Source organism: Microcoleus sp. AT8-A3 (assembly GCF_036705675.1).
Taxonomy (GTDB): Bacteria; Cyanobacteriota; Cyanobacteriia; order Cyanobacteriales; family Microcoleaceae; genus Microcoleus.
The window spans coordinates 13,950-34,766 of the sequence record NZ_JAUBVD010000032.1; the positions used below are offsets into that span (position 1 = coordinate 13,950).

23 protein-coding genes and 3 pseudogenes are annotated in these 20,817 nt (G+C 45.6%); 12 read left to right on the forward strand and 14 right to left on the reverse strand.

Features of this window, described 5'->3' with window-relative positions; all coding sequences use genetic code 11:
* The first annotated feature begins 29 nt into the window (after nucleotides 1–29).
* The 8 genes and pseudogenes from QUB51_RS18650 to QUB51_RS18685 all read left to right on the forward strand — a co-directional run bounded on the left by QUB51_RS18650 (nucleotide 30) and on the right by QUB51_RS18685 (nucleotide 6,225).
* The gene (locus QUB51_RS18650) at nucleotides 30–389 is read left to right on the forward strand and encodes a hypothetical protein (RefSeq protein ID WP_333055759.1); all 360 of its coding nucleotides are present in this window, start codon (nucleotides 30–32) and stop codon (nucleotides 387–389) included.
* Nucleotides 386–814: an HNH endonuclease signature motif containing protein gene (locus QUB51_RS18655; RefSeq protein WP_333055758.1), complete on the forward strand. Its 429-nt coding sequence runs from the start codon at nucleotides 386–388 to the stop codon at nucleotides 812–814. Before QUB51_RS18650 ends, QUB51_RS18655 begins: the two co-directional genes overlap by 4 nt.
* A gap of 97 nt (nucleotides 815–911) precedes the next feature.
* Entirely contained in the window at nucleotides 912–1,223 is a 312-nt protein-coding gene (locus QUB51_RS18660) for a DUF433 domain-containing protein (protein ID WP_333055757.1), read from the forward strand.
* A gap of 117 nt (nucleotides 1,224–1,340) precedes the next feature.
* Nucleotides 1,341–1,622, forward strand: a complete 282-nt coding sequence (locus QUB51_RS18665; RefSeq protein WP_333055764.1) for a DUF5615 family PIN-like protein — start codon at nucleotides 1,341–1,343, stop codon at nucleotides 1,620–1,622.
* A gap of 743 nt (nucleotides 1,623–2,365) precedes the next feature.
* Nucleotides 2,366–2,884, forward strand: a pseudogene (locus tag QUB51_RS18670) (GDP-mannose 4,6-dehydratase); the annotation flags it as partial.
* A pseudogene (locus QUB51_RS18675) lies at nucleotides 2,867–4,222 on the forward strand (LAGLIDADG family homing endonuclease); the annotation flags it as partial. The pseudogenes QUB51_RS18670 and QUB51_RS18675, both read left to right, overlap by 18 nt.
* Nucleotides 4,223–4,651, forward strand: a pseudogene (locus QUB51_RS18680) (GDP-mannose 4,6-dehydratase); the annotation flags it as partial. It abuts the pseudogene before it with no gap.
* A 185-nt stretch (nucleotides 4,652–4,836) separates the two neighbouring features.
* Nucleotides 4,837–6,225: a UDP-glucose/GDP-mannose dehydrogenase family protein gene (locus tag QUB51_RS18685; protein WP_333055756.1), complete on the forward strand. Its 1,389-nt coding sequence runs from the start codon at nucleotides 4,837–4,839 to the stop codon at nucleotides 6,223–6,225.
* Between the two features lie 403 nt (nucleotides 6,226–6,628).
* Here QUB51_RS18685 and QUB51_RS18690 read toward each other — a convergent pair whose 3' ends face one another.
* Nucleotides 6,629–7,099: a hypothetical protein gene (locus tag QUB51_RS18690; protein WP_333055755.1), complete on the reverse strand. Its 471-nt coding sequence runs from the start codon at nucleotides 7,097–7,099 to the stop codon at nucleotides 6,629–6,631.
* Between the two features lie 299 nt (nucleotides 7,100–7,398).
* On the opposite strand from QUB51_RS18690, the gene QUB51_RS18695 reads away from it, so the two are divergent.
* Entirely contained in the window at nucleotides 7,399–7,617 is a 219-nt protein-coding gene (locus tag QUB51_RS18695; RefSeq protein WP_333055754.1) for a helix-turn-helix transcriptional regulator, read from the forward strand.
* Between the two features lie 13 nt (nucleotides 7,618–7,630).
* On the opposite strand, the gene QUB51_RS18700 is transcribed toward QUB51_RS18695, so the two are convergent.
* Nucleotides 7,631–7,777 (reverse strand): hypothetical protein, encoded by a 147-nt coding sequence (locus QUB51_RS18700; protein WP_333055753.1) that lies wholly within the window; start codon nucleotides 7,775–7,777, stop codon nucleotides 7,631–7,633.
* Between the two features lie 51 nt (nucleotides 7,778–7,828).
* Here QUB51_RS18700 and QUB51_RS18705 point away from each other — a divergent pair, with 51 nt between their 5' ends.
* The 3 genes from QUB51_RS18705 (at nucleotide 7,829) to rpsU (ending at nucleotide 9,580) form a co-directional block, all read left to right on the forward strand.
* The gene (locus QUB51_RS18705) at nucleotides 7,829–8,011 is read left to right on the forward strand and encodes a hypothetical protein (protein WP_333055752.1); all 183 of its coding nucleotides are present in this window, start codon (nucleotides 7,829–7,831) and stop codon (nucleotides 8,009–8,011) included.
* A gap of 66 nt (nucleotides 8,012–8,077) precedes the next feature.
* Nucleotides 8,078–9,212, forward strand: a protein-coding gene (gene prfB, locus QUB51_RS18710; RefSeq protein ID WP_333259897.1) for a peptide chain release factor 2 whose coding sequence is annotated in 2 segments (ribosomal slippage) — nucleotides 8,078–8,149 and nucleotides 8,151–9,212 — 1,134 coding nt in all. Because the reading frame shifts where the segments join, the coding sequence is not laid out codon by codon here.
* Nucleotides 9,213–9,385: 173 nt separating this feature from the next.
* Nucleotides 9,386–9,580, forward strand: coding sequence for a 30S ribosomal protein S21 (gene rpsU, locus QUB51_RS18715; protein ID WP_006632476.1), 195 nt, complete (start codon nucleotides 9,386–9,388; stop codon nucleotides 9,578–9,580).
* Nucleotides 9,581–9,591: 11 nt separating this feature from the next.
* Here rpsU and QUB51_RS18720 read toward each other — a convergent pair whose 3' ends face one another.
* From QUB51_RS18720 to QUB51_RS18775, 12 genes are all read right to left on the reverse strand, one after another.
* Nucleotides 9,592–11,040, reverse strand: coding sequence for an AtzE family amidohydrolase (locus QUB51_RS18720; protein ID WP_333259902.1), 1,449 nt, complete (start codon nucleotides 11,038–11,040; stop codon nucleotides 9,592–9,594).
* A 13-nt stretch (nucleotides 11,041–11,053) separates the two neighbouring features.
* Entirely contained in the window at nucleotides 11,054–11,293 is a 240-nt protein-coding gene (locus tag QUB51_RS18725) for a DUF4089 domain-containing protein (RefSeq protein WP_445242990.1), read from the reverse strand.
* Complete coding sequence (locus tag QUB51_RS18730) at nucleotides 11,290–11,799, reverse strand: KGK domain-containing protein (protein ID WP_333055749.1); 510 nt, start codon at nucleotides 11,797–11,799, stop codon at nucleotides 11,290–11,292. Before QUB51_RS18730 ends, QUB51_RS18725 begins: the two co-directional genes overlap by 4 nt.
* 150 nt (nucleotides 11,800–11,949) lie before the next feature.
* Nucleotides 11,950–12,402, reverse strand: a complete 453-nt coding sequence (locus QUB51_RS18735) for a hypothetical protein (RefSeq protein ID WP_333055748.1) — start codon at nucleotides 12,400–12,402, stop codon at nucleotides 11,950–11,952.
* 11 nt (nucleotides 12,403–12,413) lie between these two features.
* Nucleotides 12,414–12,722 (reverse strand): hypothetical protein, encoded by a 309-nt coding sequence (locus QUB51_RS18740; RefSeq protein ID WP_333055747.1) that lies wholly within the window; start codon nucleotides 12,720–12,722, stop codon nucleotides 12,414–12,416.
* Nucleotides 12,723–12,748: 26 nt separating this feature from the next.
* A complete protein-coding gene (locus QUB51_RS18745; protein WP_333055746.1) occupies nucleotides 12,749–13,033 on the reverse strand; it encodes an amidohydrolase family protein in 285 nt (94 codons plus the stop codon).
* On the reverse strand, nucleotides 13,018–13,938 hold the full coding sequence (locus QUB51_RS18750) for an FkbM family methyltransferase (RefSeq protein ID WP_333055745.1): 921 nt from the start codon (nucleotides 13,936–13,938) through the stop codon (nucleotides 13,018–13,020). Before QUB51_RS18750 ends, QUB51_RS18745 begins: the two co-directional genes overlap by 16 nt.
* Before the next feature lie 99 nt (nucleotides 13,939–14,037).
* A complete protein-coding gene (locus QUB51_RS18755; RefSeq protein WP_333055744.1) occupies nucleotides 14,038–14,529 on the reverse strand; it encodes an ureidoglycolate lyase in 492 nt (163 codons plus the stop codon).
* Nucleotides 14,530–14,680: 151 nt separating this feature from the next.
* Nucleotides 14,681–16,171 carry a cobyrinate a,c-diamide synthase gene (locus QUB51_RS18760; protein WP_333055743.1) on the reverse strand — a complete coding sequence of 497 codons (1,491 nt, stop codon included), beginning with the start codon at nucleotides 16,169–16,171 and terminating at the stop codon, nucleotides 14,681–14,683.
* A 521-nt stretch (nucleotides 16,172–16,692) separates the two neighbouring features.
* Nucleotides 16,693–18,057, reverse strand: coding sequence for a glucose-6-phosphate dehydrogenase assembly protein OpcA (opcA, locus tag QUB51_RS18765; protein ID WP_333055742.1), 1,365 nt, complete (start codon nucleotides 18,055–18,057; stop codon nucleotides 16,693–16,695).
* 162 nt (nucleotides 18,058–18,219) lie between these two features.
* The gene (zwf, locus tag QUB51_RS18770; protein WP_333055741.1) at nucleotides 18,220–19,749 is read right to left on the reverse strand and encodes a glucose-6-phosphate dehydrogenase; all 1,530 of its coding nucleotides are present in this window, start codon (nucleotides 19,747–19,749) and stop codon (nucleotides 18,220–18,222) included.
* Between the two features lie 3 nt (nucleotides 19,750–19,752).
* A complete protein-coding gene (locus QUB51_RS18775) occupies nucleotides 19,753–20,598 on the reverse strand; it encodes a hypothetical protein (RefSeq protein WP_333055740.1) in 846 nt (281 codons plus the stop codon).
* Nucleotides 20,599–20,817 lie beyond the last annotated feature (219 nt).

Consider the following 20,817-nt stretch of genomic DNA (forward strand, 5'->3'; position numbering starts at 1 on the left):
ATTCAATGAGAGCGTCAGCGAGTAAAAAAATGGCAACAATTACCCTTCAAATTCCCGACGAACTAGCACTGCGGCTAGATCCTCTCAAAGATGAGTTACTACAGATTTTGATGCTGGGATTAAGGGAAGTCGAAGCCAATCCTTCAAGCGGATTTTCTGGGCTCACGAAGATATTAGAATTTATAGCAAGTTTACCCTCGCCACAAGAAATATTAGCCCTGCGTTTATCCGACGATCTTCAAGCTGAAATCGATACTTTATTAGAGAAAAATCGCACAGAAGGACTCACGCCGATCGAGCAGCGCCTGTGGCAGCAATACGAATTTGTCGAACATTTAGTACGCATTGCCAAAGCGCAAGCCCTACTGAAACTGAGCGAGGCAGCATGAGTAAAACCTACGTTTCAGCTAGTCTGCGACGAATGGTATGCGATCGCGCCAACGGATACTGTGAATATTGTTTAATCCCAGAAACACTCGCCCTCTCGTCTCATCAAATAGACCATATCATTGCCGAAAAACATAGCGGGGAAACAGTAGAAAGTAATCTGGCTTTGTCTTGCTCAATTTGTAACAAAAATAAAGGCAGCGACATTGCCTCGCTCGATCCAGAAACAGATGAAGTGGTTCGACTTTACAACCCTAGAAAAGATAGCTGGGAAGACCATTTTCAACTTCAAACTGAAAGTGGTACAATCGAACCTCTAACTGCGATCGGTCGAGTCACTGTGCGTTTATTGCAGGTTAATCGTGCAGAATGTCTGACCGAACGTAAGCTATCGATCAAAATTCGATCGTTAACAAAATCCGATTAATCGATCGTGTTCAAGCCACACCATAACCTGTATACGGATGCTTATAGGTCGGCTGTAATCCCAACACAATATCCTCTTTAGATTTTGGCGATCGATTATGACCATCAAAGAACAACTTCTCCAAACCATTGAAACACTGCCTGATGACTTGCTAGCACAAACCCTACAATTCGTCCAAAGCCTTCAGCATCCCATTCACAAAACTCCAGGAATTTGTGGCGGTGCAGCGCGAATTCGCGATACCCGCATTCCCGTCTGGACGATTATCGCCTACCAACAACAGGGCGCAACTGAATCCGAACTTCTCTATAATTATCCAGGACTCACCCTTCAAGATTTGCAAGCGGTTGCGAACTATTACGAACACAACCGAGAAGAAATCGAGCTGTGGCTTGCTGAAAATGAGTAACTAAAAATGCTAAAGTTTTACTCGAATGAAAACTTTCCGATCGCAATGGTTGATTTACTGCGAGCGCGTGGCTATGATGTTTTGACATCCTAGGGCGCTGGACAAGCCAATCAAAAAATTCCCGATGATGAAGTCTTGATGTACGCGACAAATGCAGGGCGAGTAGTCATTACAGAAAATCGTCAAGATTTCATCAATCTCCATTCTACAACCTCAAATCATGCAGGAATTGTAATTTGTAAAGCCGATCGAGACTATGCAGGCAAAGTGCAGGTACTTCATGAATTTTTCACCCAAGATACACAGCCAATGGATAATCGTCTGCTTCGGGTGATGAAACAGAATCTTAAAGGTAGTCAACAGACATTTATACTTCAGGAATACCCAAAGTCTTCTTAAAAATAATCGTGACTTTAACTGCTGCTGAGATTCCACCGCGATCGGATAGCGATACTGTATAATTCTAATTCCCGTCGTCGCAGTTAGTCGATCGCGACTAAGGCCAAATAAACCGGGTTTCTCGGAAAAATATTTGCTTGCTCAACTTTATCTACGAATAAACCAGGTTTCTAGCCTCTGACAAGCGAATTTCTTCATGTGGTACCCGCCACGTGATTTATCTCGCGCAAATCAATCCAAAATCTAAAATCTAAAATCACTTATTGCCCCCGCATTTATCTCGCGCAAGTCAATTCTTTAATCTAAAATCTAAAATCTAAAATCGATTGACGCGCGTCAGCCCTGTTTACATAAACTGGATTAACCTATTCTCAAACAAGCCCGTGAAGCGTAGCCATACCTAGGGAATCAGCCTTTTCTTAGATAACTCAAGACAGAAGCGATCGCCTCACCAATCACAACTAACAAACAATTAATACCTATTAACTCAAAAGTTAATTATTGTCAACAGTATTTTTTCGGAAATATTGAAACTTCACTAAAAATTGCTAGCTGACATTTGCGAATTATAGCACTTTGTTCAAAGTATTGGCAAATGCTAAGTTAATTAAAGATTTGATGAAAGAGACGCAGAAGTGTTTACATCGTCGATCGCAATTTTGTTATTCTATTAGTAAGTTTCATTCGAGCGACTGAATTTTTGTACTCCAGTCCTACCCCTAAACAGAACGGCAGTTTCCACAATGAGAATTTTAGTCACAGGCGGTGCGGGTTTCCTCGGTTCCCACCTAATCGATCGCTTAATGGCCCAAGGACATGAGGTAGTCTGCCTGGATAATTTCTACACCGGGACTAAACGCAATATCCTCAAATGGCTCGACAACCCGTATTTTGAGCTGATCCGCCACGACATCACGGAACCGATTCGGTTAGAGGTAGATCAGATTTACCATCTGGCTTGTCCCGCTTCCCCTATACACTATCAGTACAACCCTGTCAAGACCATTAAAACAAACGTCATCGGCACGATGAATATGTTGGGATTGGCAAAACGGGTAAAAGCAAGATTCTTTCTCGCTTCCACTTCCGAAGTGTACGGAGATCCTGACGTACATCCACAAACAGAAGATTATCGCGGCAACGTTAATTGTATCGGGATCAGATCGTGTTATGACGAAGGGAAGCGAGTAGCTGAAACCTTATCTTTTGATTACCACCGTCAAAATGGTGTAGACATTCGAGTTGTGCGAATTTTTAACAGTTTGACAGGCGATCAAAAAGTTCTCTATTACAAAGGAGATCGACTTTATTACGAAACATTTGAGGAATGCTACAGCCGGATCGGAGGTGACATATCAAATGTTTCAGTTCCTTGCTTTGACGAACAGGGAAAAATGCGCTTAAAACCAATCTCGGCAATTTGGAAACACAAAGTGACGAAGAAAGGGTATAAAATTGCAACAACCTGGGGCAAACAAGTAAAAATTACTGAAGACCACAGTTTGTTTACTCGCGACAGCCAAGGGTTGCCTCAAGCCGTATTTGGCAAAGACTTAAAGGTTGGGGATGATGTAGCTGTTCCCAGTTACATTCCTTTTATCGATCGTCCCTTGGAACCTTTTTACATCAGCGATAAAGTTAATGCACCAGGGCTGTGGGTAATCAGCGAGGATGCGATCGCATACTTAGAAAAATTCAGAGAGCAGATATATGGATATTTCGCTCGAAAAGGAATCAGCAATCGCCAATACTTCAGCACCATCAAAAAATACGAAGCAGGCAACAAAATTCCCTGGCAACTTTGGCAAGAATTGGGATTACCTTTGACCCAAAAAGACAAAATAGCTGGCTATCAATCCGTCAAAGCAATCAACAATTACATCGAAAATGTCAGTGATTTCCTGTGGTTTTTGGGATTTTACTTAGCAGAAGGCTGTTTGGTTCATACAGAAAAAGACCGCCAGCTCGTATTTAGCTCAAATGTCAAATATCTGGAAAAGCTGATCCGGGTGACGCGAGAGTTATTTGGCTGCGAGTGTGAAATCAGATTTGACAAAGAGGAGAAAAGAGCGCCATCCGTTAACGTCAGGTCAAAAATAATTGTCGATCTAGTTGTCAATATTTTGGGGTTTGGCAAAGAATTAAGCACCAAAAAAGATATACCCAATTGGATTTTGCAACTTCCCAAAGAACAGTTAGTTCACTTTTTACACGGTTTCTGGGAAGGCGACGGGAATCACGACGCGAAAACAACGGGTTCGCTGCTAGTGTTTAACAGTTCCAGCCAAAAAATCATTGAAAAACTGGTGCTAATTCTAGCTAAATTCGGGATAGTTGGAAGTGTGTCGGAATTCGAGACAACAGTGCGAAAAGGAGACAGCAAAAAATACAAGTCTTACCGGATAACTGTTCAAGGGTTGGACGAGTACAGCATTCTCAATCTTGCTAATGCTAAACAAAAACTGCAAGCTCAAATCACAGGGGATTTAGCTTGGGCAAAAGTTAAAGCCATAGAAGAGTTTGAAATCGATGAGGATGTATACGACTTTTCTGTTCCCGACGGAGAGAATTTTGTAGGCGGTACTTACTGCGTTTGCTGTCATAATACCTATGGCCCCCGGATGTTGGAAAATGACGGCAGAGTAGTCAGCAATTTTATTGCTCAAGCTTTGCGGAATCAACCGCTGACAGTATACGGCGACGGTTCCCAAACGCGGAGTTTCTGCTACGTTTCTGATTTGGTGGAAGGATTTATTCGTTTGATGAATAGCGACAAAATCGGGCCGATGAATTTGGGGAATCCCGGCGAATACACTATATTGGAACTGGCACAAAAAATTCAAAACACGATTAATCCAGGGGCAGAAATTATCTTTAAACCGCTGCCGGAAGACGATCCAAAACAGCGACAACCGGATATTACTCGTGCTAAAACTTGGTTGGGGTGGGAGCCAACTGTGCCGCTGGATCAAGGTTTAGAGTTGACTATAAAGGATTTTCGCGATCGCATCGAGGGAAACCAAAAGTAGAGAGTGGGGATTTGTAGGGGCAAACCCCCCGTGGTTGCCCTCTAGGGGTAGGCACGGGGAGTAGGGGTAGCACTACCCCTACAAGCTGTTTTTTCCTTCTCTCCTAGATAACTAAAGGCTTCTCCCTTCTTCCTTCTTGTTTCAACATCCCATCTAATTTATTTACTAGCTTTGAGGAGATTTCTATGCAGGTTTGTGTCATCGGTACAGGATATGTTGGCTTAGTCACCGGCACTTGTTTGGCCCACATCGGCCACCACGTGATTTGCGTAGACAACAACGAAGAAAAAGTTAAATTAATGAAGTCTGGACAGTCGCCTATTTTTGAACCTGGACTGTCTGAATTAATGTCTTCTGCATCTGCATCTGGCAATCTAGAATTTACTTCGGATTTAGCAGCGGGAGTGTCTCACGGGGATATTTTGTTTATTGCGGTGGGGACGCCTCCTTTGCCTACTGGGGAAAGCGATACTCGCTACGTGGAAGCGGTTGCTCGGGGAATAGGAGCTCACCTCGATGGCGATTACAAAGTCATTGTTAATAAATCTACTGTGCCCATCGGTTCCGGGGACTGGGTGCGAAGAATTGTACTAGACGGTTTAGCAGAACGTCAAAAACCTCACAGCGGTGATGAGGTTACTGGTGAGGAAGTAGCAGCAAACAAAGGTGTTCAATTTGATGTGGTTAGCAACCCGGAGTTTTTGCGGGAGGGCTGTGCTGTTTTTGATACTTTTAATCCCGATCGCATTGTTCTCGGTAGCAACTCTCGGCGGGCTATGGATATGATGCTACAGTTATATCGGCCGATTGTCGATCGCAAGTTTGCAGAAAATCAGTCTTTGCCGGAAGTTCCTGTGGTGATGACTGATATCAGTTCAGCGGAGATGATTAAGTACGCAGCTAATGCTTTTTTGGCTACGAAGATTAGCTTTATTAATGAAGTTGCTAATATTTGCGATCGTGTCGGTGCAGATGTTAGTCAAGTGTCCCGAGGTATCGGTTTAGATTCACGGATTGGCAACAAGTTTCTGCAAGCTGGCATTGGTTGGGGCGGTTCCTGTTTCCCCAAAGATGTCTCGGCTTTAGTTCACACTGCTGACGATTACGGCTACGAGGCGCATTTGCTGAAAGCGGCAGTGGAAGTTAACCAACGCCAGCGGTTCATTGCTATTGAAAAGTTGCAGCACGTTTTGAAGATTCTCAAAGGTAAAACTGTCGGACTTTTGGGTTTGACTTTCAAGCCGGATACTGACGATTTGCGGGATGCCCCAGCGCTGATTTTAATCGAGAATTTGAATCGGTTGGGAGCGAAAGTTAAAGCTTACGATCCGATTGTTTCTCAAACTGGGATGCGTCACGGTTTGTCGGGAGTTTTGGTAGAAACTGACCCGGAAAGGTTGGCCGACGGTTGCGATGCTTTGGTGTTGGTGACTGACTGGGAACAGTTTCGCAATTTAGATTACGATAAAATGGCGAAGTTGATGAATCATCCGGTGATGATTGATGGCCGCAATTTCTTAGACAAGAAGGCTTTAGAAGCGGCTGGTTTCCAATATGTGGGGATTGGAAGGTAAAGAAGAGTTTTGATCGGAACCTCTATCCCGTAGGGTGCGCCGAAGCGCACCTTACATTTACAGCATATTCGGTGGTTGATGAAGTACAGTAGCCACTATATTTATGTTGTGTGATTTTAATACAGCACTTTCCAGGTAAGTGAAGTACAGAGAAACCGGGTTTCTTGAATAAAACCGGTTTCTGGCGAGAAATCCAGAAGAAACCCGGTTTCTGGGGTGTACTTTATAAACCTGGAATCCGCTGTATGTAGGGTGCGGATCTGCGACCTTTTAAATAGAACTTGCAGATTGATGGGTGGCGACGCACCGATGCTTACTACAAGATAGTGTGTACTACATATACATGGAATATGCTGTATCTTGCTGGTGGCCAACAATTGCCGATTTATCCGCCCCGCCTGCTTTAAAACTTTTCCATCAATGTTTTTTCTTGAGCGTAAACATCTCGTAGCTGTTGCAGCGCTGATGCGGAAATTACCGATTTAACTGTAGCTACTAATTTACCCCACTCAAGCAAGCTGTCAACTGAAACAGCCGCTTTGAAGTTGTACGTATAGAATTTAGTCCAAAATTCTGGTGCTTGTGTCCGTTTCCAGCGTTTGTACCAGGCGACAAAATCTTGAGCACAGGGCGGTTTTACTTCTAAGATTGGGGGGAAATCGGCGTAGCTGACAAATCGACTCAGGCCTTTGGCATGAACGTACACCACGTTGTGGCAGCAATCGATCCGGTATATCTGTTCCGGTGATATGTTGAACAGGAGTGCTACTGTTTCTTCGGTGACAAATCTCGATCGCGGATTGACGATCGACGATTTGTGAATAATTTTTGAGGCGCTGATAGTTGACGATCTTAACTGATTTTCTGATATCATTGTAGTTGCATCTGGTGGTGGTAGCTAAATCTATCTCTGCTAAGTGCGATCGACAGAAATTATCTGTCGGGATTAATTTTAACTGGCGATCGTCTTTAGTTTCGTTGACTCCGCCGCAAAACGGAGACAAGCCCCGACTTCTGCCATGAGAGGCGCAAAATTTTCGACCAACGTTCCAGCTACCAGATTCATCTTTAGAGTCAATCTAAAATCTAAAATCTAAAATCTAAAATCGAATGACCGGGGGCGATCGCTTTTTGATATATTATACTAAATCCAAAATTTTGTAAATAGTGAATATGAGCAAAGGCTTAGTAAGGTTGCGGGTTCGAGAGTTGGCGGCCCAGAAGGGATGGACGCTCAAAGAGGTTGCGGAGCGATCGGGCGTGGGCTACAGTACGATTAGCAATTATGCCCGTTCTCAGGGTATGGCAATGGTTGACTTTGCAGCAGTTCACAAGCTGGCTCAAACTTTTGATGTGATGATTGAGGATTTCGTGGTAATCCTAGAAAAATAGTAGAAGGTTTTGCTTAAATTATAATGTGGTAGCGATCGACTTTTGATGCGATCGTCGAAGTTTTGATGTAATGATTTGAGCAATTGTCGATCGCCCGCAACCAAACTCGATCGCCTATCATTAAAGTAACTCGCTTGCAGCAGCGCGTCAGGAGAACCAAACTGTTTGCTATTATGCAAAGACCAGGAGTTCAACAGCTTGCAGACATTCAGTGCGAAATCCTAAAAACAGTCCAGAACCAACAAATTCGGGAATATCAATTTCCCAGCGACAGTGCGAACTGCCGGCAAAGTTTTGGATGTCCGTACAGGAATCCAAACAACAGCAGTCCCCGAAGTGCACGGGCGACAAACTTGACTCATTTATCAAAGCTGGTGTGCTGCTGAAAAATTGATTTGCACATTTAGAGCAAAATTTCAGCTAAACTCAAAAATACACCCCACAACTAGGAGAACTCACAGTGGAAGTTCTAGACATCAAACACAATATCGAAACATTGTCCGATCGACTGGGTACAACCCAGGACTATCTTTGACATCCCCGCACTCACAGCCAAAATTCAAGACTTAGAGCAAATCTGCGCCCAACCAGCATTTTGGGACGACCAAGATCGAGCTCAAGAAACCCTCCAAGAACTTAATGACTTCAAATCTCATCTAGACCAATATCGCGGCTGGCAAACAAGCTTGGAAGATGCTAAAGCTATTTTAGAACTGCTGGAGTTAGAAGCCGACGAGTCCCTGTTCCAAGAAGCCTCATCAAGTCTTTCTCGGTTAACCCGCGAACTCGACCAGTGGGAACTGCAACAATTACTATCGGGGCCCTACGATGAAGGCGGCGCCGTTTTGACAATTAACGCCGGGGCCGGCGGCACAGATGCTCAAGATTGGGCCGAAATGTTGCTGCGGATGTACACCCGCTGGGGGGAAAGTCAAGGTTACAAAGTACATTTAATGGAAATTTCCGAGGGAGAGGAAGCAGGTGTTAAATCGGCTTCTTTGGAAATTGTCGGCCGTTACGCTTACGGTTATATGCGATCGGAAAAAGGCACTCACCGTTTGGTCAGAATTTCGCCTTTTAATGCTAACGACAAGCGTCAAACCAGTTTTGCAGGCGTTGAAGTGATGCCAATTCTCGATCGATCCGTCAAGTTGGACATTCCAGAAAAAGATTTGGAAATCACGACTTCCCGCGCTGGCGGCAAGGGCGGGCAAAATGTTAACAAGGTAGAAACCGCAGTCCGCATCGTTCACCTTCCTACTGGCTTGGCCGTCCGTTGCACAGAAGAACGCAGTCAGTTGCAAAACAAGGAAAAAGCTCTGGCATTACTCAAGGCTAGGCTGTTGGTGGTTGCTAAGGAACAGCGGGCTTCGGAAATTGCCGAGATTCGCGGCGACATGGTAGAGGCAGCTTGGGGCAACCAAATTCGCAATTATGTTTTTCACCCATACCAAATGGTCAAGGATTTGCGTACTGGAGTGGAAACAACCGCCATCGCAGATGTAATGAACGGCGAATTAGAGCCGTTTATTCAAGCTTACCTGCGACAGGAAAATCAGTTGGTAGCCCAAACTGATTCAACCGCGGGAATATAATTGGCGCCTTGACATACAAAGTCTGCCTGTGGAGACTAAAGAATCAAGAGCCGTGATGGCAGCGGATTTGGTATAATTTTGGGGTTTTGGTCGATCGCGCGACCTTCAACAGGTTGCGCGGCCAAAAACCTTGATATGATAAAACTTGATCTGACAAACACTAAGGAGAAATAATGACCCAAGTTGTAATAGGCGAAAATGAAGGGATTGAGTCAGCCCTACGACGGTTTAAGCGACAAGTTTCTAAAGCGGGTATTTTCCCCGACATGAGAAAGCACCGCCACTTTGAAACCCCGTTGGAAAAGCAGAAGCGCAAAGCTATTGCCAGAAGGACTAAGAGACGCTTTCACCGCAACAACAAACCCTAGAATTATTAGCACTAAATTGATTCGGCAGATATAATGCCTTGCGATTCTAGTACCGCAGCGACTCGGAGAATCACCGCTTCGCTGTAGGGAGCACCAATAATTTGTACCCCCAAGGGCAAAGCGCCGGGCCGCTGTACGGGCACGCAAAGAACGGGCAAGCCAATAAATGATAGGGGTTGGGTGAACAGTCCGAGATTGGGACGCACTCTTGTTTCTTGTCCGGCTATTACCATTTTCTCGACGCCAATTTCAGGGGCAGCTATCGGGGTTGCGGGTGCGAGGATGATGTCTGTGTGTTGGAATATTTCGCGAATTCGATCGCGATACCACTGTCTGAATCTCTGGGCTTGCAAGTACCAAGTCGCAGGGATCAGGGTTCCCGCTAAAAAGCGCTCGCGCGTGGCAGGATCGAAGTCTTGAGGGCGCGATCGCAAATTTTCTAAATGCAAGTTTCCGCCCTCGCAGGCGGTAATGATAAATGCCGCAGCCCTGGCGCGATCGGATTCCGGTATGGTGACAGTTGCAAGCCCCCCTATTTTTGGGGGGTTTGTTGTATTACCACAATCCAAGACATTTGTCAATGCCTTAGCAACTATTTCTACAGCATCCATTGCTTCCGGTTCGGCCCCTGTAGCGAAATACCCGTCAGCAACAGCAATTCGCAATCCTTCGATGCCTTGATTTAACTGCGGCGAACAAAGTTCAGGCGGGCGTTGAGTGCAAACTGGGTCACGAGAATCAGGGCCTTGCAGGATATCGTACAGCAGCGCGATGTCTCGGAGCGATCGCCCAAACGGCCCCACACAATCCAAACTACTCGAAAATAAATAAGCGCCAGCCCTGGACAAACGGCCGTAAGTAGGCTTAAACCCAAAGACACCACACAAAGCAGCCGGTACGCGGATGGAACCGTTAGTATCAGAACCGAGGGTGATGGGTACTAAACCGGCGGCGACTGCTGCTGCGGAACCGCCGCTGGAACCGCCAGCGATGCGCGCAGTATCGCGGGGATTGCGAGTCGGGCCGTAGTGGCTGTTTTCCGTGACGAAACCGTAGGCGTACTCATCCATGTTGAGAGTACCTACGAGCACAGCACCGGCTTGTTTTAGTCGGGCGACCACGGCCGCGTCCTGGGTAGCCGGAGGATTGTCAGCGTTGATTTTTGACCCTGCTAGAGTAGTAATTCCGCCGATATCGAACAGGTTTTTGACTGCGAAGGGAACGCCTGCTAAAGGGCCTGGGTTTTGGTTATTTGCGATCGAATTATCTATATTTTCGGCTGCTGCGAGTGCGCTTGATGCAGTGATTGCAGTAAAGCAATTGAGGACGTTATCTCGATCGGCAATTCGTTCTAATGCCGCAGTCACAACCGCTGTCGCTGTAATTTTACCACTTTTAACCGCTGATGCTGTGGCGACTGCATCCGCTTGTGCTAAAAATTTACGTTCCTCTGCGTTCATCTGCGGTTAAAAATCAGGGTTCAAATACCGGCGCGACTTCTACTTCTGGGGGTAAAGGGAATTCAGTAACGAGTCGGGCGATCGCAGCTATCGTCTCTAAGTTTACCACAACACCGGGGCGGTGTTCCGGGTCTAAGGGTAAGTTTATCAGTTCGGCGGTGCGATCGACATATTCTTCTATATTTGTCATTTTTTTCTTGCTAGCCTTGGAGTGCGATCGATTATTGTATTGTAAGGGCGATCGGGCTGTCATTTATTATCGCTCAGTTTTTTGTATTCCTCGGATTGTCTGATGTCATCTAAAGGTGATATAGGTTCATTTGGTAGATCGGGACTGAATTCTATACATATATCAAGAACAGCTTTATTATACTTTTTATAATCATCATTTTCTGAATATGAATTTACGACTTTTGCCTGCATTCTCAATTTTCCTTCCTGCCATCCTCCAGAACCCACTTTGAGAATTTTACAATTTACTGATTTTATACATTTCCATTGAATCTCACTGCATCTAAAATTTCCCGAATCAAACGAGATAGTGCTTAATTTGGATTTAATATCAGTACGTTCTTCATAAGAATCACCCCGATAACTTGGTTTTTTTTGATAACTTATTAAAAACTTTTCCTGAAATTCTTTACTAATTAAATTCTTCAGTTTTCCTACTGTAAATGTATTATTGTTGTCGAACAACAATACATCATCATCGCGGTCTAGTGGTTGAAATTTATCACTCATAAAATTTGAGGCTGTCATGTATCTTTAAATATCATGCGTGTAGAAGCAGGAGTTACAAATGTTCTCGTGAGAGTGTCTACCCTAGGAATACAACTATCTTTACCTTTTTTATGTCTGCTTGCTTAGCAGATTTTATGAACTCACTCCGCTTCGATGTTTGTCTTTAACTCAAACACTGACAGTTTCCCGCAACCTCTCAACGGCAACATCCAGCGGAGGCAAAGTAAAATCCTCAGCATCCATCAATTCCTTAACCTTCTCAAAAATCTCAACCTCCGCCTCTTCCTGATCCGTCAGCTTATCATAAAAATAAGGGTCAGTAAACCACTGTTCAAACGCTATCATTAACAATCCATTGGGCGACAGTTCAAACCGCCAATACTTAGAAATTCTGCTGTCAACCACTTCAAACATCGGCGCCGGATTATGGATGGGATAATAGCTATAATTATCATTGCAGATGTAGTACCAAATAGTCCCTTTCCATTCTCGGATAGCATAAACAACATATTCCTTGCCTATAGTTAGCGGTAACTCAACCTTTCTAGTGTAACCGCGTGGCGGATCTATATATTCTTCAGGGAGAGATTCACCGGTATTAGCAATACAACGAATTTTCATAACTTGATTACCTACAGATTTTTAGGGGCTGTTTTGGGATACTGTCGCTTGAACTTAAACTCCACATCTTGAAGAGTCTGACTGTTCCGAAACCAATGGACTTGTACGGAAGCTCCATTAATTTCAAAAGCCTCAATACTTGTCATTTTATCCCAGTCTTCAGCATTCCCGCCATAAACAGCAATAAGTCTCCGTGCATCGCCCAACAATCTATCTGTACCGCAATGAATTACTATGCAATTACCAGCCTTAGCATCTTGCAGTAGCAGTTGCTCCTGCAAATTTCTCGGACTCTCATCGGGAATAGCACCTTGATTCATAGTTTAACAGCTTCAAATATTGTTTGTCAAATACCATAAAAACTAATTTTAGCAGGTGCAGTTTCCGCCAGCAACTTACCCCGCGAAATCACATACCGAACCGCAGCGCGCCTCCTAATTGCATCATAACAATCCTCAGCATCCAACACAATCAAATTTGCAGGTTTTCCCGCATCTATCCCATAATTATCATCTCCCAGATTGAGAGTTTTAGCACCGTTGACAGTGACCATATTAAAACAAAGGGAAATCAGCCTAGATTTCCCTGCACTTGCAATTCTTATCCTCTGCAATATCAGTGTGTCATCCACTGTTGCAGGCGAGAAAATAAAGGACTCTCAGAATACAGCCAAACCACATCATCAGTCATCTTTCCTCCTTGCGCTTTAGACAATTGTAACCGATGGCCCAAACCTTCCCGTTTCGCCTCCAAGTTAAAAGCTTCATAGCCAAAGTCACCCATCACAGAGCAAAGTTCTGCTACACTTGAACCAGCCCGTTCCAGATGACTTCCTACAACTTCTGTCAACACCGCAGGGCGAAGCTTTTGCAGCGTTTGGGAGAAACCTTTAATCACATTCACCTCAAACCCCTCCACATCAATTTTAATAAAAGTAGCACCAGGAAGATTATCTGGGAGCATTTCATCTCCGCGATACACAGGTACTTGATACTGATTAGAAATCAGACTTCGATCTTTTTCTGGGAGTTGAGCGAAAGTACCCAAACCAGTAACATCTGTAGGCACTGTCAGTGTCAGTTCATTTCGCTCGTTAGAAAGCCCACACTGGTGCAGAGAAACTTTCTGCAATTCATTGTCTGTTACCGCAGCTTTTAATGTTTGAAACGCCAGAGGATTTGGTTCAAAAGAGTGTACGCATCCCGTTGTTCCTGTATGATAAGCAGCCAAAAGAGTAATCATGCCCGTATTTGCCCCCGCATCAATAAAACTGTCCCCAGGCTGTACAGCATTTTGGATGAAAAGTTGCGTGGGCAAGTCATAATAACGGCCTAAAAAATAGCTCATGCGATCGTTCCACTTGGAAAGATCCATCGCCATCCGATAACCGTGGAACTTGCCTCGAATCTCCCGTATAGGAGCATTTTTCCACAAATCATCCCGGTACACCCCTGTGAGTGTCATCAATTTTCCCCATCCAGGGAGTTCCCGGCGCGTATATGGTAAAATCAAAAGAGAATAGAGTGGATAATTCATAATTATTAGACCTCTCCCAAAACTATTAAACACGGTTAAGCAGGTATAATCAGCTTCGTTGATATACTATCAAAATTCTACGATAAATTTTTCTTAAATTCAGACAATCTCAAACTCCAGATTGTGATTTTTCACAAAATCAAAAGTAAAATGGTCAACCACATTAGTATTGCTCAATTCCAGATTGTAAAAATCAACAAAATCCGCATCAAAATAAGGCCCAGCGTGCCAAGTCCCCACATCTAACTTAATAAAACAATTGCCCGGAATCCGAAAAGCAGCCATATCCTCTAAACTCGGTTTATAGCTATCCCCAGGAGGCGCAACCGCCATCAACCAATCCTTCCCATCCAAAGAACCCAAACACTGAGTACATTGAACGTGCCGCGTAATTTTGCGAAACTTGCGACCTTCCTTATGGAGCCGCATAATGTAAAATCTAGGAACACCATTTTGCAAATTTAACTGAGCATCCTCAGCATCGAAAGACTTGCCATCAATAGCCGTAAAGATAACTTGACCGTAACTCCGAAAATTCTCCCGTGTCACCCATTGGGCAAACAACTGCTTAGTCGAAATTGATTCGCTCATAAATCCCAACACCCCCTCCCTGCTTTCCATCAAAAACATTTTAATACAGTAACTCCTCTCTCTTCTCTTCTCTGTGCCCTCTGTGCCCTCTGCGGTTAATTAAATAAAAAAATCCAGTTCGCTTTCTCGATCGCCCAAAACACCCTTACAATCACGCATCAGCACACTGCTGCAAAAAACGAGCCGGAATATCAGGCCGAGCCCCCCAATGCAAATGCAAATAAGAAGCGTGCACCTGACAAACTCCCCAACCTTCAGCAACCGCCTCAACCTCCCCCCGCTTCCCATACCTCCAACTGTGATAAACTGGATTACTCGGTTCAACAGTTAAATGCGATCGATGAAACTCATGTCCCCAAACCTCATCAAAAGCAGTTAACACCAAACTATCCCTCACCGCCACAGCTTCTCGGTATCCCAGCGTCAAACGCTTACCCATCGCAGCAGCAGTTTCCAACACACCCACCCCTGGCCAAGAAATGCCATCGAAGTCTACAATAGAATCGCACAAATACATCAAACCGCCGCACTCCGCATAAGTCGGCATTCCCGAAAAAATCGCCCTTCTTACCGCATCCCGAATTAAAACATTACCGCTCAATTTTTGAGCAAACACTTCGGGAAAACCGCCACCAAAATATAACCCTTGCACATTGTCAGGAAACACCGAGTCATCAAGGGGACTCCAAAATACCAACTGGGCACCCAACTCTTCCAACAAATCAAGATTGTCCTGATAGTAAAAATTAAAAGCCCGATCGCGCGCAACTGCAATCCTCACTCCAAATTGTTTTCCCAAACAGTTGACAACATCATCTTTTTGAGTTATAATTCCCGAAGGGAGACCGTGCCTACCCAAAAGTTGCTCAGACCCCTCATTTCGAGTTGCAGCCAACAAAGGCAAAAGTTGCTCCCAGTCAAAACTAACAGCAGCCAAATCAGCCAGTTTATCGATCGCAGCATGAAGATTCGGCAACTCCTCAGCAGGAATCAAACCCAAATGTCGATCGGGAATACTAACAGCCTCATCCCTACGCAAAACCCCCAAAATAGGTAAATTGAGCGGTTTTAGAGCATCTTGAAGCAGTTCCAAATGTCGATCGCTCGCCACCCGATTCAGCACCAAACCAGCGAATTTAAGTTCAGGGTTAAAAGAACGGAAACCGTGGGCGATCGCAGCCACAGAACCAGAGAGCCTGCTGCAATCTATCACAAACAATACCGGCAAATTCAGCAAATAAGCAACATGAGCCGTAGAAGCAAAGGAAAAATCATAATTGCCTGCTTCTTTTCGATAATTAATCCGTGTATCCGTGTCAAAATCCGTGTCGTGCCTTCCTGATTCCTGATTCCTTCGACTCACTCCATCAAAGAGTCCCATCACCCCTTCAACTAAGGCATAATCGACATCTTGAATATGACGAGAAAAACACTTTTTTACATAAGATTCAGACGTTAATACCGGGTCTAAATTGCGACAGGGGCGACCGGTGACAAAAGCATGAAACATCGGGTCAATGTAATCGGGACCCACCTTAAAAGATTGAACATTCAAGCCGCGACGGATTAAATAAGCTAAAAGGGCGATCGTTACAGTAGTCTTTCCCGCACCGCTGCGTTCGCCAGCAATTACTAAAGCCATAGTTCTAGGTTATTCACAAAAAATACATATTTAACGAACCGCGAAGACGCGTTAGGCGAAGCCGCGCGTAAGCGCTAGGGCGCGAAGGAAGAAGGGAGCATCTCACCTTTGCAGCCCTCCGCTAGAAATTGGAGTTTTGAGGCAGGAGGCAGGAGGCAGGAGGCAGGAGGAAAGGGGAAGAAGGAAAGAGGAAGAAGGAAAGAGGAAGAAGGAAGGAGCCAGAAGAAGGAAGGAGCCAGAAGAAGTATTTTTACAAATATGAGATGCTCCCAGGAAGAATGAGAAGAAGAGAGGTAATTTAGTGGCTTTTGGGAAGTAATTTAGAGTTTTGAGTTAAATAACAGGATTAATTCAAAACTCCTAACTTAAAATTCATAACTCCTAAAAAAGTAGGGCAGACATTGCCTGCCCCACTGAATATTAACTCAATCCGTCTTGCTTATTCCTTTCTCCTTTCTCCTGATTCCATCCATCCGTTACATCCGTTACATCCGCTACACAATCCGTTGCCGAACTTCTTTTTACCGCTTAGCTAACTTCAGCATTTGAGCCGTCACTGCCAAACTTTCTTCGTAAAGCACATCTCGGCCCCAACTCTGGAGGTGCTGACCCAGCAACTGTTCCGTCACCTGATCGAACAGAGGACTCACCTGGTTAAACCGATCGGTTTGAGCGCCACCCTTTGTTTCCATCCGCATACAGCCGCCCGCTTCCGAACACAGAACCGTACCGCAGTCAGCCTTTTCGTTTGTAGAATTCAAACGCAGAGCAATCAAATCGCCCGCGACATCGCCCGAATCAGCAGTAGGAATAGCAGCCAACTCGGCTTCGATAACCCGTTCGTCCGGCCCCGCGAATTTAATTCGCTTGATGTGGTAATCGCCCTCTTCCTGTTTGAAAGCAACCGGACGCCACTGAAGCCGGCTCGCCAGCCAACCCAAATACATCAGCGCTTGAGTAGAATTGTCCTGTTCGTAATCGATCGTCACCCGATCGATTTCCCGAATCGCAGCGCGACGTTCCGGGGCGTCAAAAGCCTCAGCAGCCAACTCCTGCCATGCGGCCAACCGGCGCCAATTCAGATCCGCGATCGGAATTCCCTCCTCGATCAGACTTTGCATCAACAGCAATTCAGCTTCACACTCAGCAAAGCTGCTAGAGTCAACAATCACAGAACTGCTAACTGCCGCCAGCCGCTGGAACAAACCTCGATCGGCATCAGGATTCGCCTTCCACCACAGCAGCGTCGGCAAATCAGCGATAGTCAACGCCGTCACAATGCCGCTCACCCGTTCCAGCGCAGCTTCCGTACCCCGCAGCGTAATGTACTCGCAGCAGATCAGATTGCCACTGGTGCGCTTGTGAACCGGACAATAAGCAGCCACTTGAGCCTGCACGCCCGTATCTTCCCCCGCTGTCGGGCACAGAGCAATAATCCGGCAGGGATTGGCAGCCACAATCGCGTCAGCCACCCCCGAACCCCCGGAACCCAAGCCACTCGATCCCATCTCCTCGCCTGTGGAATTTTTGCGAGCCACTTCTTCCCGCAAAGTCGCCAGCAATTCATCGTTAGCTTTGCCTGTTCTCGGCAGCCCATAAGCTTTTTGAGCCGCCCTGATGCTAGATGCCGTCATCGGCCCGGTAATACCGTCCACCGGCCCGTCGTAAAACCCCAGATCCGCCAATAACCGCTGAGTTTCTTCCGGTTCGTAGACTACAAAAGTAAAAGTTGTTGCCCTACTAGCGATCGGAAAATCGCCCTTCGACCCCGATTCTCTGTAACTTTCCCAAATTTGACTCAATTCGGCCTCTATTTGGTCGATCGACACATCTTTAGGACTTTGTAGCGAAACCAGAGGCGGAGCTTTCATCGGTGTCATCGTCATAAATCTTTTCTCCTTTCTTATTAGTTATTAGTCCTTAGTCCTTAGTCCTTAGTCCTTAGTCCTTAGTCCTTAGTTAGCCGTTCTTAGTTAGCCGTTCTTAGCTAATAACTAATACTAATGCTGACCTATAACTAAGGACTAATGACTGCTGACTAATGGCTCTTAAAGTCTTCGCCACTTGCGGCCATCTCTGTTAATTAGCAGTTCTGCTTCCGCAGGTTCCCAAGTACCGGCTTCGTATTTAGGAACCAAATCTTGGTCGTTGGACGATTCCCAAGCCATCAAGGCCGGCGTTACCACCCGCCAAGCTTCTTCCACTTCATCAGAACGGGTAAACAAAGTTTGGTCGCCCAGCATACAATCAATTAACAGGCGATCGTAAGCATCCGAAGATGTCACCCCAAACGAAGAACCGTAACTGAAATCCATATCCACCGTCCGCGTCCGCAAATCCGGCCCCGGCATTTTCGCCTCAAACCTCAGCGAAATCCCCTCATTCGGATGCACCCGCATGGTCAAAACGTTAGGAGTAGTTTGTTGGGCTGCGGACTGAAAAATTAGCAGCGGAACTTCCCGGAACTGAATCGCAATTTCGCTAACTTTTTTCGGCAACCGTTTGCCGGTTCGCAGGTAGAAAGGCACTCCCTGCCAGCGCCAGTTGTCAATCATAAACTTCATCGCCACAAAAGTCGGCGTTGTCGAATTGGGAGCCACCCCCGGTTCATCGTGATATCCTGGCACCTGTTTGCCCTTCATCCAACCTGCGGAATATTGACCCCGAATCGCTGAGAACTCCAAGTTATTCAAATCTGCCAAGCGAGTTGCTTGCAGAACTTTCATCTTTTCGGTGCGGATGCTGTCAGCGTCGAGCGAGTTCGGCGGTTCCATCGCCGTCAGACAGAAAATCTGCATCAAGTGGTTTTGCAGCATATCCCGCAACGCCCCAGAGGATTCGTAGTAACCGGCCCGGTCTTCTACGCCTACTGTTTCTGCAACTGTAATTTGTACGTGATCGACAAATTGCCGATTCCACAGCGGTTCAAAAATCGCGTTAGCAAACCGGAACACCATTAAATTTTGAACAGTTTCTTTACCCAAATAGTGGTCTATCCGGTAAACTTGCTGTTCTTGGCAAACCTTCTGCACGACTCGGTTGAGAGCTTTTGCCGAACTCAAGTCGCGGCCGAAGGGTTTTTCAATTACCAAGCGGTGTTTTACTGGATCGACCAGCATTTGAGCCGCGCCCAGTTGCCTAATTGCTTCTGGGAAAAAGTTCGGGGAAACTGAGAGATAAAATATGTGATTGCCGCGAGTTCTCCTTTCTTCGTCGATTTCCGCTAAGAAAGCTTTTAGTTTTTGATAGCTTTCGGGGTTGTCTATGTCGCCCGGACAGTAGTACAAACCTTTAGCGAATTCTTGCCAAAATTCTTCATTGCCAATCCCGCCGCCAAATTCTTCTATGCCTTCGCGCATTTGCTCGCGGAAGTAATCGTGACTCCAAGGGCGGCGGGCTACTCCCACCACGGTAGTTTCCGGTGGCAAGCGTCGATCGCGCTTCATCTGATAAATTGCAGGTACCAGTTTGCGCTGGGTCAGATCCCCAGAAGCTCCGAAGATTACCAGAATTTGTGGTTCCGGCACTCGTTCTTTTCGCAAACCGACGCGCAGTGGGTTTTCAAGTATTGCGACCATTTCTTATTTTGCTCCTTCCATAGCTGTCAACCTTACTGATAAATCCTGAATTATGGCTTCATATTTAGCCGTCAATTCTTTAATTTGAGCCTGATACTCAGATTTTATTTCGGCTCTGATTTCTTCCCTGAGTTCAGCCTTAAGTTCCTCTCTGAGTTCTCCCCTAACCTCCTCGCGAATTTTGTTCCTCTCAAAAGCCAGTCGAACTTCCCAATCCTTATCCCGCTGTAGCAGTTCAGCTTTTAGCTGCCTATTCTCTGAGCGCAACTGCTCTAACTCTAAAGCCACAGCAGCAGCACGCCTATCCCTTTCTCTGTTTTGCTGTCGGATTTGCTCTCTGAGCCGCTGATTGTCCGATCGCAACTTCTCGACTTCCGAAGCACTATCTTTAGGCGTTCGCCCGTTTCCGTTTGAAGGAAATCGCCGCTCTACCAGGCGCTGAACTGCTGCACCAGTGGGCATACTATTAGGCGATAACTCCAGAGCTTCTTGCCAAATTTCGAGTTGTAGCTCTGGGGGTAATCCTGTTAGAGGACGGACTTGATTTTCCTTTGTCGGAATTTTGAGACCAATTGGTCTCAAATTTTCGACAACCTGCGCTGCTGAAATAAATCGATCTGCTGTCCGTCTTCCGATGCCCCAGTTGTCAAGGCAATAAGCCTCAAAAGTCTTGTGAGTTTCACGGTACAGTTTCTCTTCCCGAATCTCATCAAGGGCTTTGCCAACTTCGTAAAATATCTGAAGTCCATGTTCGACAATGGATTCTAGTTCTTGAAGCCTTGTCCGTTCAGCTACATCAAGTTGGGCAGTGCCATATTCGGTTTCTACTAGGGTATTGATAGTTTGCATGGCAATTCCTCAGCGGTCGGAGATGGAAAATTCGAGTTGGATCTTCTGGCGAGATTTCTGCTAGAGAAGGCAGTTGATTTTCCTCTGTCGGATTTTTGAGACCAATTGGTCTCAAATTTTCCCGGTTCGAGATTCAAAACTTAGCGCCAAGAGCCAAAGTAATCGGGATTTGATTTTCCTCTGTCGGATTTTTGAGACCAATTGGTCTCAAATTTTCCC

Bases quoted from the DNA above. Each gene is read 5' to 3' on its own strand.
- QUB51_RS18650 (WP_333055759.1), top strand. From the start codon at position 30: ATGGCAACAATTACCCTTCAAATTCCCGACGAACTAGCACTGCGGCTA.
- QUB51_RS18655 (WP_333055758.1), top strand. From the start codon at position 386: ATGAGTAAAACCTACGTTTCAGCTAGTCTGCGACGAATGGTATGCGAT.
- QUB51_RS18660 (WP_333055757.1), top strand. From the start codon at position 912: ATGACCATCAAAGAACAACTTCTCCAAACCATTGAAACACTGCCTGAT.
- QUB51_RS18685 (WP_333055756.1), top strand. From the start codon at position 4,837: ATGCAGGTTTGTGTCATCGGTACAGGATATGTTGGCTTAGTCACCGGC.
- QUB51_RS18690 (WP_333055755.1), bottom strand. From the start codon at position 7,099: ATGATATCAGAAAATCAGTTAAGATCGTCAACTATCAGCGCCTCAAAA.
- QUB51_RS18695 (WP_333055754.1), top strand. From the start codon at position 7,399: ATGAGCAAAGGCTTAGTAAGGTTGCGGGTTCGAGAGTTGGCGGCCCAG.
- rpsU (WP_006632476.1), top strand. From the start codon at position 9,386: ATGACCCAAGTTGTAATAGGCGAAAATGAAGGGATTGAGTCAGCCCTA.
- QUB51_RS18720 (WP_333259902.1), bottom strand. From the start codon at position 11,040: ATGAACGCAGAGGAACGTAAATTTTTAGCACAAGCGGATGCAGTCGCC.
- QUB51_RS18725 (WP_445242990.1), bottom strand. From the start codon at position 11,293: ATGACAGCCCGATCGCCCTTACAATACAATAATCGATCGCACTCCAAG.
- QUB51_RS18730 (WP_333055749.1), bottom strand. From the start codon at position 11,799: ATGACAGCCTCAAATTTTATGAGTGATAAATTTCAACCACTAGACCGC.
- QUB51_RS18735 (WP_333055748.1), bottom strand. From the start codon at position 12,402: ATGAAAATTCGTTGTATTGCTAATACCGGTGAATCTCTCCCTGAAGAA.
- QUB51_RS18740 (WP_333055747.1), bottom strand. From the start codon at position 12,722: ATGAATCAAGGTGCTATTCCCGATGAGAGTCCGAGAAATTTGCAGGAG.
- QUB51_RS18750 (WP_333055745.1), bottom strand. From the start codon at position 13,938: ATGAATTATCCACTCTATTCTCTTTTGATTTTACCATATACGCGCCGG.
- QUB51_RS18755 (WP_333055744.1), bottom strand. From the start codon at position 14,529: ATGAGCGAATCAATTTCGACTAAGCAGTTGTTTGCCCAATGGGTGACA.
- QUB51_RS18760 (WP_333055743.1), bottom strand. From the start codon at position 16,171: ATGGCTTTAGTAATTGCTGGCGAACGCAGCGGTGCGGGAAAGACTACT.
- opcA (WP_333055742.1), bottom strand. From the start codon at position 18,057: ATGACGATGACACCGATGAAAGCTCCGCCTCTGGTTTCGCTACAAAGT.
- zwf (WP_333055741.1), bottom strand. From the start codon at position 19,749: ATGGTCGCAATACTTGAAAACCCACTGCGCGTCGGTTTGCGAAAAGAA.
- QUB51_RS18775 (WP_333055740.1), bottom strand. From the start codon at position 20,598: ATGCAAACTATCAATACCCTAGTAGAAACCGAATATGGCACTGCCCAA.